The organism is Salinigranum sp. (genome assembly GCF_041641895.1).
GTDB lineage: Archaea > Halobacteriota > Halobacteria > Halobacteriales > Haloferacaceae > Salinigranum.
The window spans coordinates 1-13450 of the sequence record NZ_JBEPXO010000013.1 but is presented as its reverse complement, the minus strand read 5'-3'; the positions used below and the strand labels follow the sequence as shown (position 1 = coordinate 13450).

The 13450-nt window shown below is 69.4% G+C and carries 13 protein-coding genes; 9 read left to right on the top strand and 4 right to left on the bottom strand.

Annotated features, from left to right (window positions below; genetic code table 11):
* Positions 1-6: 6 nt before the first annotated feature.
* Positions 7-1341, bottom strand: a complete 1335-nt coding sequence (locus tag ACESK5_RS04365) for an ADP-dependent glucokinase/phosphofructokinase (RefSeq protein ID WP_372910325.1) — start codon at positions 1339-1341, stop codon at positions 7-9.
* A gap of 153 nt (positions 1342-1494) precedes the next feature.
* On the opposite strand from ACESK5_RS04365, the gene ACESK5_RS04360 reads away from it, so the two are divergent.
* The 4 genes from ACESK5_RS04360 to hjc all read left to right on the top strand — a co-directional run bounded on the left by ACESK5_RS04360 (position 1495) and on the right by hjc (position 5782).
* On the top strand, positions 1495-2775 hold the full coding sequence (locus tag ACESK5_RS04360; RefSeq protein ID WP_372910324.1) for an adenosylhomocysteinase: 1281 nt from the start codon (positions 1495-1497) through the stop codon (positions 2773-2775).
* Between the two features lie 283 nt (positions 2776-3058).
* Positions 3059-3871 (top strand): helix-turn-helix transcriptional regulator, encoded by an 813-nt coding sequence (locus ACESK5_RS04355; protein ID WP_372910323.1) that lies wholly within the window; start codon positions 3059-3061, stop codon positions 3869-3871.
* Positions 3872-4028: 157 nt separating this feature from the next.
* On the top strand, positions 4029-5162 hold the full coding sequence (locus ACESK5_RS04350; RefSeq protein WP_372910322.1) for a flavin-containing monooxygenase: 1134 nt from the start codon (positions 4029-4031) through the stop codon (positions 5160-5162).
* A 188-nt stretch (positions 5163-5350) separates the two neighbouring features.
* Positions 5351-5782 (top strand): Holliday junction resolvase Hjc, encoded by a 432-nt coding sequence (hjc, locus tag ACESK5_RS04345; RefSeq protein WP_372910321.1) that lies wholly within the window; start codon positions 5351-5353, stop codon positions 5780-5782.
* On the opposite strand, the gene ACESK5_RS04340 is transcribed toward hjc, so the two are convergent.
* Positions 5779-6675: an alpha/beta fold hydrolase gene (locus ACESK5_RS04340; protein WP_372910320.1), complete on the bottom strand. Its 897-nt coding sequence runs from the start codon at positions 6673-6675 to the stop codon at positions 5779-5781. The genes hjc and ACESK5_RS04340 overlap by 4 nt on opposite strands.
* 58 nt (positions 6676-6733) lie before the next feature.
* Positions 6734-7477: an SWIM zinc finger family protein gene (locus ACESK5_RS04335; protein WP_372910319.1), complete on the bottom strand. Its 744-nt coding sequence runs from the start codon at positions 7475-7477 to the stop codon at positions 6734-6736.
* A gap of 166 nt (positions 7478-7643) precedes the next feature.
* On the opposite strand from ACESK5_RS04335, the gene ACESK5_RS04330 reads away from it, so the two are divergent.
* Positions 7644-7841: a hypothetical protein gene (locus ACESK5_RS04330; RefSeq protein ID WP_372910317.1), complete on the top strand. Its 198-nt coding sequence runs from the start codon at positions 7644-7646 to the stop codon at positions 7839-7841.
* Positions 7842-7947: 106 nt separating this feature from the next.
* Here the strand turns inward: ACESK5_RS04330 and ACESK5_RS04325 are convergent, their stop codons facing one another.
* Positions 7948-9051: a DNA primase gene (locus ACESK5_RS04325; protein ID WP_372910316.1), complete on the bottom strand. Its 1104-nt coding sequence runs from the start codon at positions 9049-9051 to the stop codon at positions 7948-7950.
* 115 nt (positions 9052-9166) lie between these two features.
* Here ACESK5_RS04325 and ACESK5_RS04320 point away from each other — a divergent pair, with 115 nt between their 5' ends.
* The 4 genes from ACESK5_RS04320 to ACESK5_RS04305 all read left to right on the top strand — a co-directional run.
* Positions 9167-10102 (top strand): EamA family transporter, encoded by a 936-nt coding sequence (locus ACESK5_RS04320; protein ID WP_372910315.1) that lies wholly within the window; start codon positions 9167-9169, stop codon positions 10100-10102.
* 196 nt (positions 10103-10298) lie between these two features.
* Positions 10299-10883 (top strand): hypothetical protein, encoded by a 585-nt coding sequence (locus ACESK5_RS04315; protein WP_372910314.1) that lies wholly within the window; start codon positions 10299-10301, stop codon positions 10881-10883.
* A gap of 49 nt (positions 10884-10932) precedes the next feature.
* Positions 10933-12267, top strand: a complete 1335-nt coding sequence (locus ACESK5_RS04310) for an MFS transporter (protein ID WP_372910313.1) — start codon at positions 10933-10935, stop codon at positions 12265-12267.
* 122 nt (positions 12268-12389) lie between these two features.
* On the top strand, positions 12390-13450 hold a 1061-nt coding region (locus ACESK5_RS04305; RefSeq protein WP_372910312.1), incomplete at its 3' end, for a histidine kinase N-terminal 7TM domain-containing protein.

Here is a 13450-nt window from a genome sequence, read left to right as displayed (position 1 = left end):
GTTACGTCACTGTCCGGTCGCGACTCGGCCGGCGTCGGCAACCGCGTTCGCCAGCGCGAAACTCGCCACCGAGACGGAGTCGCCGATGCCGACGGTGCTCGCGGGTCGTTCGACGACGCGGTTGGGCACCGCCACCACGCCGGACGACTCCACGACGCCGTCGGCCTCCGGGACGCCGAGGTGGCCCGCGAGTCGGTCGACGGCGTCGATACCCTCCGCCGCCCGCTCGAACTGGCTCGCGGCCCCGAGGTCCGCGGGTCCGGTCACCAGTCCGTCTTCAGCCTTCGCGGCGGCGACGTAGGCCGCGACGTCGAACCCGGCTCTGACGGCCGCCGGCGGGAGGTAGCGGTCGTCGAACGCCGCGAGGAAGTACGACTTCGCGTGGAACGACAGCGCCGGGACGTCGAGCCGTTCGCGGACGGCGTCGAGCGTCTCGTACCGGCGGACGATGGCCTCGTCGGCGTCGGGGGTCGGGAGGTCGAGGTCGTCGCGGAGCTGGTCGAGTTCGCGGTCGTCGAGGCTCACCACGTCGGCCTCGGGGACGACGACGTCGCGCATCGCCGCTCGCACCGCCGGGTCGTGCGTCACGCCGAGTTCGACCTGGACCCGCGCGTTCTTCGCAACGTCCCGGACGAACGACGCGGCGTTGTCGAGACACGTCTCGAACGTCTCCCCGCTGTCGTACTCGCGGTTGACGCTGTGGAAGCCAGAGAGGACCGCACAGCCGACGTGCTCGCCGAGCTCGACGGCGTGGTCGTCGACGGGGGTATGGAGGTCGAACTCGTCGGGCCGGGAGGCCGCGATGAAGCGCGAGGCGCTGGCCGCTGTCGTCTCGAAGAACGTGTCGTCCGCGTCGAACTCGAAAATCCAGTTGAGCTTCGTCTTCTCCGCCGTCGGGGCGTCGTCGAGCGACCGGAGCGCGAGGGAACCCTCCTCGACGACCGGGAACCGAATCCCGTCGGGGTGGGTGAACTGCTCGCGCTGGCGGTCGGAGAGGAGGTAGGTGTAGAAGACGGGCGTGCCGCCGACCGACGACAGCACGTCGGCCATGATGCCGGCCTGGCCGCCGAGGCGCTGTTCGTCCGCCGTGAGCGACGATTCGAGGTCGGCCGCGAACGTGTCGGTCATGGCGCGCTCGTCGCCGCTCCCCCGCTCCATCGTCGCCGTGATGGCCGCCGCGAGTTCGCTCCGGGAGTCGAGTCGGCCGTCGGGGGCGTCCCCGGGCGGGCCGAGGAACGATTCGAGGTCGCTGTCGACGCGCCGGATGCCGTCGACGTTCGCGTTGTACGCACACAGCACCGGATAGTCGTCGAGCGTGTCCAGCGCGGTCTGGAGGTCCATGTCGGACGTGTCGCCAGGGCGCCTGTTAGTCGTTCTGCCTGCCGAGCGACGCTAGACCGGTCGGCGTCGTCGGCGAGAAACCGTCGGCGACCCGTCCCCGTCAGATGCCGCCGCTCCGGTACCGTTTTCCCACCCCTCTCGTAACCGCTACGCATGAGTCAGCCGTCTATCACCGACCGTCTCACGGACCCCGAGGTCGCACGCGAGGAGGGCCGCCGGAAGATGGACTGGGCGATGCAGCACATGCCCATCCTGCAGTCGCTCTCCGCGGAGTTCGCGAGCGAGGAACCCCTGGACGGGGAAGTCGTCGGCATGGCGATGCACGTCGAGGCGAAGACGGCCAACCTCGTCGAACTCCTCGCGGAGGGCGGCGCGGAGGTGGCCATCACGGGCTGTAACCCCCTGTCGACACACGACGACGTGAGCGCGGCGCTCGATTCTCACCCCCGCATCACGTCGTACGCCGAGCGCGGCGTCGACGACGAGCAGTACTACGCTGACATCGAGGCCGTCATCGGCCACGAACCGACCATCACCGTCGACGACGGGATGGACATGGTCGCGGCCATCCACGAGTCCCACGCCGAACTCATCGACACCATCGTCGGCGGCTGTGAGGAGACCACGACGGGCGTCCACCGCCTGCGCGCGATGGACGCCGACGGCGAACTCCGCTACCCGGTGTTCGCGGTCAACGACACGCCGATGAAGACGCTGTTCGACAACGTCCACGGTACCGGCGAGTCGGCGCTGGCGACCATCGCGATGACGACGAACCTCTCGTGGGCGTCGAAGACCGTCGTCGTCGCCGGCTACGGCTACTGCGGGAAGGGCGTCGCGAAGAAGGCTGCCGGACAGAACGCCAACGTCGTCGTCACCGAAGTCGAACCCCGCCGGGCGCTGGAGGCGCACATGGAGGGGTACGACGTCGTGCCGATGGCCGAGGCCGCCGAAGTCGGCGACGTCTTCATCACCACCACCGGGAACCGCGACGTCGTCACCCGCGAGCACTTCGAGGTCATGCAGGACGGCGTCCTCCTCGCGAACGCCGGCCACTTCGACGTCGAGGTCAACCTCGACCAGCTCTCGGACATGGCGGTCGACCAGTACGAGGCGCGCGACGGCGTTGAGGCGTACGAGATGGCGGACGGTCGTCGGCTGAACGTCCTCGCCGAGGGTCGACTGGTCAACCTCGCCGCCCCCATCGCGCTCGGCCACCCGGTCGAGGTGATGGACCAGTCGTTCGGCGTCCAGGCCGTCTGCGTCCGCGAACTCGTCGAGCGTGGTGAGAAGTACGACGCGGGCGTCCACGAGGTGCCCGACGAACTCGACCGGGAGGTGGCCGAAATCAAACTCGCCGCCGAGGGCATCGAGTACGACTCGCTCACCGACGAGCAGGCCGAGTACATGAACTCCTGGGACCACGGGACGTAACACCTCCGCCGGCGGGCCGGGCGCACGCGGCGACCACAGTGACAACTCGCCGGCTCTGTCTCGGCCGGTGATAGTTCTCTGCGGGCGTGCTGCAAGAGGGCGCAATCGCAGCAAGTGGTGACAGCCACGTCAGCACCGCGAACGAGGAGCGTCGCCACCATTGGGTGCGGGGCTGGGGAGCAGGCGGAGGATACGCCGCTCGAGCCTCCCGAGGGCCTCGAACGTAGCGTCGCCTCTCTCCCTGCGGTAGAAAGACTAAGCTACTCGCTCTCCTACATCGCATATGACTGCGGGAATCGACAACATCCGGTTCCTGGCCACGTCGGCCCACCGCGTCGGCGTCCTCGAAACGTTGCGCGACGGACCGACCGACCGTCGAGAGCTGTGTGAGGCCACCAGTGCCTCCTCGCCGACCGTCGGGCGGGTGCTCGCCGACTTCGACGAGCGTCGATGGCTCGTCAGGGACGGCCCCACGTACGGGCTGACCCCACTCGGAGAGTACGTCGCCGATCGGTTCTTCTCCCTCCGGGACGCGATGGATATCGAAAAGAAGCTCCGCGACGTCTGGCAGTGGCTGCCGGTGGAGATGCCGGGTTTCGCCGTCGACCTCTTCGCCGACGCGGTGGTCTCCTACCCCGGGCCAGGTTATCCCTACGAGCCCGTCGAGCGCCTCGGCCAGCTCATTTCGTCTACCTCGTCGTTGCGCGGGTTCGACAACATCGTCTACAAGTCGAGCAACCTGGAGACGGCCTGCGGCGCGGTCCTCGAGGGAATGACGTTCGAATACGTGTTTACCCCCGAGGCTCTGGAGGGGATGTTTGCCTGGAACCCGGGTCGGGTCATGGAGGTCACTGCCTGCGAGAACGCGACCGTTCTCGTCCACGACCATCTCCCCGACGGCGACCGCTGCGGTCTCGGCATCGTGGACGACCGGGCCGGCATCTGCTGCCACGACGCCGAGACTGGGGCGCTCGTCGCGGTCATCGACACCGACGCCCCGGCGGCCCGTGACTGGGCTATCTCTGTATTCGAGCAGGTTCGCGCGGAGGCGTCCCCGGTCGACCCTACTGCCTTCGAATCCCGCACGCCATCGTGATGCCACGGGTGACGAGAACCACCCGCGGACTGACCGATCGGTCACCTGGGAGCCGCTGACGTCGCAGGGGCCCGGCTTCCGAGGTTTCAGGGCGTGAAATCCTGCACGCGGCATCATCACTTCCCTTCGGCGCGTACGCTTCCCGGGGAACGAACGCATGATCGAACGATACGATACCGTCGTTATCGGCGGTGGCCAGGCCGGACTGGCGACCGGGTACTACCTGCAGCAGCACGAGCAGGACTTCGTCATCTTCGACGCGAGCGACCGCGTCGGCGACGCGTGGCGGGCCCGCTGGGATTCCCTCCAGGTGTTCACTCCCGCCCGCTACTCGAGCCTACCGGGGATGGACGTTCCGGGCTCACCGTACGCCTTCCCCACGAAGGACGAGGTGGCCGACTACCTGGAGACCTACGCTCGGCGGTTCGACTTGCCCGTCGAGCTCGGCGTCCGCGTGGACGGGCTGGAACGGAGCGGAGACAGCTTCATCGTCACCGCGGGCGACCGGCGGGTCGAGGCGGACAACGTCGTTGTGGCGATGGGCAGTTACCAGGTCCCGAAGGTCCCGGATTTCGCGGTGGAGCTTTCCGAGGACGTCGTCCAGCTGCACACGAGCGACTACCGCAACCCCGGCCAGCTTCGAGACGGGGGCGTGCTCGTCGTCGGGGCGGGCAACTCCGGTGCCGAAATCGCACTCGACGTTGCCGACGGACACGAAACGTGGCTGTCGGGCCGGGACGTCGGCCACGTGCCGTTTCACATCGACTCGTGGGTCGGCCGTCACCTCGGAGTCCCGTTCGTGATGCGCGTGCTCTTCCATCGAATCCTCACGACGGGGACGCCGGTCGGGCGCCGTCTCCGTCCGAAGGTGCTCTCACAGGGTGGCCCGCTGGTGCGCACGAAGCCGAGTGACTTGGCCGCGGCCGGCGTCGAGCGGGTGCCTCGCACGACCGGCGTCCGCGAGAGTCGTCCCGTTGTCGGCGACGACGTCCTCGACGTCGAGAACGTCATCTGGTGCACTGGCTTCCGCCCCGACTTCTCGTGGATGGACTTCCCAATCTTCGACGGAGAGGAACAGCCCAAAGAGCCCGTCCACGTGCGTGGTATCGTCCCAGACGAGCCGGGACTGTACTTCGTCGGCTTGTTCTTCCTGTACGCGATGACGTCGGGGCTGTTTACCGGCGTCGGCAGGGATGCGGAGTACGTGGTCGGCCACCTGACGTCGACGGCGCGGCAGCAACCTCGTCCGAACCACTCCAGTTCGGTGGATAGACTCCCACAGCAGTCGTAGTCGGGTCTGGTGTCGGCCCCCGCGTCTGAGAACGGCCAGTCCCGCGAACCTCGACACCTCACACGGTTTAACTCGTCCTCCGTTGGTTTCTGAGCACCCGTAGTGACGATACGTCCTCTTCTCGCACGCGATTCAGTCCGTCACTGCGTGGTTCAACCCTTAATACCGCGCGTCCACGAGGTCCGGTCATGTCCGCGAACCGCAAGGGCGACCGTCGGGAGCGCGAACTCGTCAACAGACTCGACGAGGCCGGCTTCGCCGTCATGCGCGCGCCCGCCTCCGGGAGCGCGACGACCCGCGAACTCCCCGACGTCCTCGCCGGCAACGGCGAGGTGTTCTACGCCATCGAGGCCAAGGCCAGCGCCGGCGACCCCATCTATCTCACCGGCGAGGAGGTCGAGGCGCTCATCTACTTCGCACAGAACTTCGGTGCCAAGGCTCGAATCGCCGTCCGCTTCGACCGCGAGGACTGGTACTTCTTCCACCCGGGCGACCTCTACGTCACCGACGGGGGCAACTACCGGGTGAAGAAGGAGACGGCGCTGGCAGACGGCGAGGACTTCGACGAGTTCGTCGGGCGCTCGAAACGGACGACGCTCGACGACGTCGACCAGGGCTAGAGCGTCTCGAGGAACCCTTCGACGGCGGCCGCGAGCGCCCGGCCCTTCTCCTCTGCGACGTAGTGGCCGCAGTCGCCGAAACTGACCGTCCGCGCCCGCGGGAACGACTTCCGCCACCGGTCGAGTTCCCCGCCGAACGCCGGGTCAGCGCGTCCCCAGACGAGCAGCATCGGTTTCGCCTCCAGCGCCGTCCGTCGCTCCCACAGTGCCCCGAGCCACGCGCTCGACCCGACGAGTTCGCGCGGGAACACCCACGACGCCTTCCGCGCGCTCCGCGAGACGAGCGGCGCGACGTAGTGTCGGCGGACGTCGGGCGAGAGTCGCGAGCGGTCGGCGAACGCGAACGGGACCACGACGCGAGCGAACGCGTTGAACCGCAGGATGGCCTCGCGGCCGAGCCACCCCCCGAGGAGGCGACTGAACCGCCGGACGTGCGCCGAGTCGTGGGGCCACATCCACGTGTTCGTCACGACCACGCCGCGGACCCGGTCGGGGTGTCGCGTCGCCCAGTCCAGTCCGATAGGACCGCCCCAGTCGTGGACGACGAGGACGACGTCGTCGAGCGCGAGTTCGTCGACGACCCGGTCGAGGACGCGGGCGTGGTCGCGCGGCAGGTACGAGAAGTCCTCGGGCTTCTCCGAGAGGCCGAACCCGAGCAAATCGGGTGCGACGACTCTCAGACGAGGCGCGAGCCTCGTCACGAGGTCACGGTAGAGGAACGACCAGGTCGGGTTCCCGTGGAGACAGAGTACCGTCGACCCGTCACGCGGGCCCTCGTCGACGTAGTGGAGTCGGCCCTCGGGGAGGCGCAGGTACGACGACTCGACGGGGAACAGGCCCCGGTCGAGCCACGCTGGGTCCGTTGGATGGGTCGTGTCGACGGCGGAATCCATACCGGAGAGAGGCGCCCGGACGACTTAACGCGGGCACTCACGGCCGCCGCGGCGGACCTCAGGCGGTCGACCCGACCCCGATGGGGGTGCCGCCCTCGCGTCGGGGGGTCCGCCTCGCGTCCCCGCCGTGTTCCGACGCGACGTCGGCCTCGTCCTCGGCCGGGAGCGCCCGGCCGCGGCGCGGTTCCGGCCTCGTCTCGTCCGCCCCCCGCCGCGGCCGGAGGCGCGAGGCCGGGAATCGGTATCGCTTCCGTGGCTCGTCGTCTTCGAGGTACACCGCGTCGACGACGGGCTCGTGGCTGCCGTAGTGACGGTTGGACTCGTAGTCGGCGACGAGGCGTCCCTCGTGGGTCTCGACGGCGTCGGCCCGGGCGGTGGTGACGCCGACGACGAGCAGCGTCGCTCCCCTCTCCCGGTCGACGGCGACGTCTCCGGGGCGGCGGACGTGGCGTTCACAGAGCTGTGCGCCCGTCGCGTCGAACGGGACGAACGTCTCCCGGCCACAGACCGCACAGACGGCCGGCCGCTCCCCCGGCGCCGGGACGTGGCGCTCCGTGACTTCGATGGCGACGCGGCGGAGGTGCTTGCAGCGCGAGCCACGGATGGCGTGGTCCGGACAGGTGCACGTGCGCCGGTCGAGGTCGACGACGTACGTGCCCCCCTCTGTCTCGACGACGTACCGGCGGTCGCGGAGCGGGCGAACGGTCATCGGTTCGGTGCGGGCGCGGAGCGCGCGGCCCGTCGCGCCCGCCGGTGGGAGTCGTGTGTGCTGTGACGCGGGTGTGTGTGCTGGGTGCGTCATGATGATGAGACCCGACAGCGGGCCGGTATCTCGTGTTCTGGTAGGTGCTCGACGGGCGTAAGTCTTCGTCCCGACGACCCGTATCGGCCGATTCTGCCGCTCTCGGCCCCTGTCCGCCCTCGCTTCGAAGCACTTTTCAGACCGTCGGGGGAAGCGTCAGCAGACAATGGCTCTCGAAGCGGAGATGCGCCGGAAGATCGTCGTCTCCATCGTCACCGTCCTCGTCTTCATCGGCATCATCGTCGGCATCGGCGTGACGTTCAACGACGGCGGCCTCGGGAGCACCGGCGGACTCGCCCTCATCGGGAGCATCGTCCTGTTCATCCTCCTGATGGCTGGCGTCGGTCTCTTCCTCGCGAAGTGAGCAGGTCCTGCACGTCCCCGCTCGGGAGCGCACTCGACACGCACCGACTCCACACTCGTCTCACGTCGCCTCCTCGCCGTCCCTTCGTCTCAGTGACTGACGACACTCAGCGGTCGTCTCCGCCGTCCGCGGCTTCGACTGCCGCCGTCCCGTCGGTCCCACCGCTGGCTTCGACGGCCGTCTTGTAGTACGACAGCGGGTGCGTGATGCGCTCACAGCGCTCGTCGCGGTTCACACAGTCGCCGTACGCCTGCATCGTCGCACACGACGGCGAAGGGTACTGCACCCCCTCCCGGTCGCGGAGGAACTCGGCCTGCGTCGTCGTCGCCTCCTCGTCGAGCCCTGCGACCGACGCGATGGTTTCCCCGTCGAGGCCGAGCGCCACGAGGAACGCCGTGAGCGCGAACCGCGATTCGGGCGGGAGCGTCTCGCCGTCACGACTGCGCTCGAGGAGCGCCTTCACACAGGGCGGGAACAGCGAGGGGTCGACGACGCCGACGCCCGACGTCGGCGCGTGGCCCGCGGTGAGCAACTGTCGCACCGAGGCGAGCGTCGGTTCGAGCGCTGTCGCGAGTTCCGGGTTGCGTTCGCGGACGTCGAACGGGAGACCCTCGGCGACGCGCCGACGCACGGCCTCCTCGACGAGACGGTCGAGTTCCGACTGTTCGACACGGACGTCGCCGTCTCTCACCTCCCGGTTGACGAAGCGCCAGTCCTCGCCCCAGTCGGGGTCGGAGAAGGTGAGATACGTCGACAGTCCGACCCAGTACCAGCGCCGGCCGCTCTGGACTCGTCGCGACTCGGGTTCGGCGTCGACGCCGAACTCCGCGAGCACCTCCTCGCGGCTGACGCCCACGCGTTCGACGCTCCGCAGGCCGTCGTCGTCGGACGCGAAGTCCGATTCGAACCGCTCGGCGGCCGTCGCCGCCTCCGCAGCCGCGTACTTCTCGACGGCCGCCCGGTCGTCGAGAAGCGAGACGAGGATGCGTGCGATGGGGTACGAGAGCAGTTCGTCCCGTGAGTCCCACCGGTCGGGTTCCTCGGGAGCCGTCGTCCCGGCGGTGAGCGCCCGCTCGACCCGCTCGCGCGCCCGCTCGACGGCCGGGGCGTCGCGCTCGACGAGTCCGATGAGCGACAGGTCGGCCTCCCGGACGGCCTCTCTCGCCGCGCTGAAGAACGGGTACCGCGCGTGACGCACCTCCCGTGACATCTGGTCTGGTGTGCGTTGCGGGCCGCGTCGAATAAACACGACGGTCCGCTCCCCGTCGTCTCTCGCCGCTGTCCGCTTCCGTGTGGTCTATGCCCGTGTGTAGTCGTCTCCCCGTATGGACCTCTCGGCCCCGCCCCTCGTCCTCCTCCTCGCGTTCCTCCCCGCCCTCATGTGGGGGTTCACGCCCGTCATCGAGAAGCGGGCGCTGTCGGACGGCGGTACACCGCTGCAGGCGGCGTTCACCGTCGTGGTCGTCGACTCCTCCGTCTACCTGCTCGCGCTCGCGTTGCTCCAGGACGACCCGTTCGGCGGCCTCACGCTGGGGACACTCGCCGTCTTCGCCGCCGCCGGGGCCGTCGGCACCGCGCTGGGTCGACTGGCCATCTTCGCCGGGAACGCCCGCGTCGGGGCGAGCATCTCCAGTGCCGTCGTCAGCGCCCGCCCGCTGTTCGCCACGGCGCTCGCCGTCGGGTTCCTCGGCGAACCGCTGACGCTCCCGACGGCCGTCGGCATCGTCGTCCTCGTCGTCGGCCTGGGCGTCCTCTCTGTCGCGAAGGGCGGTGACCTCGGGGGGTGGTCGGGACGGGACCTCCTCGTCCCGCTGGTCGCCGCAGCCGCCTTCGCGGTCGGTAACGTCGCCCGGCGGTGGGGGCTCTCGGCCGCGGAGGCCACGCCGCTCGAGGCCGTCGCCGTCAACGAACTCGCCGCCCTCGTCACGCTCGGTGCGTACGTCGCCGTCGCCGGTCGAAGTCGGGTGCTGGGTCGCCCCCGGCGGTCGTACGCCGTGTTCGCCGTCAGCGGTCTCATCACCGCCGTCGCCCTCCTCTCGATGTTCACGGCGCTCGCCCACCCCGAGGGACGAATCGCCGTGGTCGACCCGCTCATCGCGACGGCCCCGCTGTTCACCGTCTTCTTCTCCTGGCGACTCCTCGGCGACCTCGAACGGGTCACCCGCGGGGTCGTCGTCGGAGCGCTCTTGATCGTCCTCGGCGCCGCGCTGGTGACCGGGGGGCCGGCGCTCGCGGCCGGGGTGACGTCGGCCGTCCCGTAGTCGCCCACCCTCCCACCGAGCGTTCAAATACGATACCGCAGCCACCACCGGTGTGCGCTGACCCTCGTGGAGGACGCCTCGCGGTCGTGCGGCACACCGTCCTCCGACGCCGACGTGCCGCCTGTCCGCCATCGGGTCGCTCCCCGTCCGCGCGCCGACCACCGAACCTATTACGAGTCGACGCCAAGCGGGGGGCGTGCCGCGGTTCAGCTACCCCTGTCCGGCCTGTCGGAGCACGAACAGCCTCCACGGCACCGACTGCCGGTTCGAGGGGACCCCGTGGGCCGAAGTCGAGCGCGCCTACGTCGACCTCCTCGCCCGCCTGTCGGCGTCGCCGCTCCGTGAGGACGCGCTCCGCGACGCCGTTGACTGGTCGGCGCTCCACGAGGCGGCGCTCCGCCAACTGAAACACGAGGACCGCCTCACGGAGCGAAACGGCGTCCTCCGCCTCCGCACCGCCGAGGAGTACCGCGAGGAGGTGTCGGAGCCGACGGTCGAACCGCTCCGAACGCTCTACGAGTACGGGTCGGTCCCGGGCTGTCACGACAACGCCGTCTTCGCGATGATCGCCTGGTACGAGATGGTCGGTCTCTCGTGGGCCGAGACGAAGGAGAACGTCGTCGCGTGGCTCGAAGACAGTGGCACGTGGGACCGCGGCGGCTTCGAGGAGACGTCCCCCGGCGAACTGGTCGAGAAGAAACGCCACGTCTACGAGGCCGGCTACGGCTGGAAGGAGAAGGCCGAGTCGGCGAAGCGCGTCGTCGACCGCCACCGGGGTTGAACGGGGCGAGAACCGACAGGCCGAAGCACCTCCCACTGCTCCGACCGGTATGGCGGTCCCCGAGTCGTCCACGGCCACCGTGACTACGCCGCGCCGGGCGCTCGCCACCGTCATCTTCGTCGTCTTCCTGGACCTCGTCGGCTTCGGCGTCGTCATCCCCATCCTCCCCTTCTACGTCCGTAGTTTCGGCGTCAGCGACGTCTTCATCGGCCTGCTCGCGGCGTCGTACTCGCTCATGCAGTTCGTCTTCGCCCCACTCCTCGGGCGAGTCTCCGACGCGCGGGGACGACGGCCGGTGCTCATGCTCTCACTCGCCGGTAGCGTCGTCGCCTGGACCGTCTTCGGCCTCGCCGGTGAGATACTCTCGACGGCCGGCGTCGTCGCGGGCGTCGCGACGCTGTTCGCCTCGCGGATGCTCGCCGGCGCGATGGGCGGCAACATCGCGACGGCACAGGCGTACGTCGCGGACGTGACGCCGCTCGAACGCCGCGCCGCCTCCCTGGGCCTCATCGGCGCGTCGTTCAGCCTCGGCTTCATCTTCGGGCCGGCACTCGGAGGCGTTCTCGCCAGCGACGCCGTCGTCGGCGTCGCGCGTGACGTCCTCCCGGCCGTCGTCCCGGCGACGCGGTTCTCGCTCCCCTCGTTCGGCGCGGCGACGCTCAGCCTCCTCGCGCTGGCGTCGGCGGCACTGTTCCTCCCCGAACCCGACCGGGCGCGCGGACCGGCGGCGCGGGTGACGCTCGTCGGGAGCTTCGTCGGGGCGCTCTCGAACCTCCGACTCAGGGGCCTCGTCGTCTCCTTCTTCCTCCTCTCGCTCGCCTTCTCCGGCGTGCAGGTGATGTTCATCCCGTTCGCGGCCGACGTCTACGGCTACGACGCCACCCAGACCGCCTTCTTCCTCACCTACATCGGCTTCCTCGGAGCACTGAACCAGGGGGTGCTCGTCGGTCGGCTCTCGACCCGGTACCCCGAGGACAGACTCGCCGTCGTCGGTGCCGTCTTCCTCCTCGTCTCGCTCCTCCTCCTCCCGTTCTCGCCGGACGTCGGACGGCTCCTCCCCCCACTGGGCGGCCCCGCGTGGTTCACCCGCGAACTGTTCGTGCTGCTCGTCGACGGCGCGCTCCTCTCGTTCGGGAACAGCCTCCTGAATGTCTCCCTGTCCACGCTGGTCTCGACGCGTGCCAGTGCCGACCGTCAGGGCGACGCGTTCGGTGTCACCCAGGGTGCGGGGAGTCTCGGTCGGACGGTCGGTCCGCCCGCGATGGCCGCCCTCTACGTCGTCGGCTTCCCGCTCCCGTTCGTCGTCGGTGCGGTCATCCTCGTCCCCATCGTCTACATCCTCGCCCGGTCGGCGCGGACCACTCCCGGTCGCGCGACGGGGTGAGCAGTGCGTCGTCCCGGGCGAGAGGGGGGTGTGACTCGCTGTCAGGGAGGCCTCTCAACGTATCGTAAAGGCACACTATCAATTCCACGAGGATTTTTGTCCACGCGCACCGGAGAGTGGGTATGTTCCCGGGGTTCTCGCCGCTGGTCTTCGGCGCCCTCCTCGCCGGCGGCACCTCGCTCGCTCTCGCGCTGTACGCCTGGTTCGAGCGAGCGGAACCGGGGTCGACCGCGTTCGCCCTCCTGATGGTCGGCGCGACGGTGTGGTCGCTCTCGTACGCCGTCGCGCTCACCGTCTTCGACCCGACCGTCCGCGTGTGGATGGAGGTACCCATCGAGGTCGGGAAGGCGCTCATCGCCCCCGCTTGGTTGGCGTTCGCCCTCGGCTACACCGGTCGTGCGGAGTACCTCACCCGGCGCACCGTCGTCGCACTCGCGGTGTTCCCCACCGCGACCCTCGCCGTCGTCGCTCTCCCCACGCTGCGGCCACTCATCTGGACGGCATACCGCGTCACGCCCACGTTCGGCGCGGCGACGGTCACCTACGACCCCGCGCTCTGGCACTACGCGCACGCCGCGTACGGGTACGTCCTCGTCGGTGCAGGGATGGCGCTCCTCGTCGACACGCTCGCCGCACACACCACCCTGTACCGCAACCAGACGCTCGCGCTCGTCGTCGGTTCCGTCGTCCCGACCGTCGCCCACGTCAAACGCACCTTCCAGGTCGGTCCCCTCGCAGCCGTCGACTTCACGCCGATGGCGCTCGCGGTGACGGGGCTCACCTTCGGCTACGCCCTCTTCCGGTTCGACCTGTTCGACCTCGTCCCCGCGACGAGCTATCGGGGGCGGCAGGCGGCGCTCGACGACCTCGGGGTCGGCGTGGTCATCGTCACGGGCGACGACCGCGTCGTCGAACTCAACGAGAAGGCGCGGGCGTTACTCGGCGTTACGGACGCCGCCGTCGGCGCTCCGCTCTCGGCGTTCGTTCCCGCCGCTGTCCTCGAGGCGGAGGGTTTCGCGGACGGTGGCGAGACGTTCGACGTTCTCGTCGACGGGTGCCGTCGCACGCTCGAGGCGGTTCCCTCCGACATCGACCACTCACACGGCACCACGGTCGGCCGAACTATCGCACTCAACGACATCACCGAACGCGAGGCCCGCCGCCAGCGCCTCGAGGTCTTCAA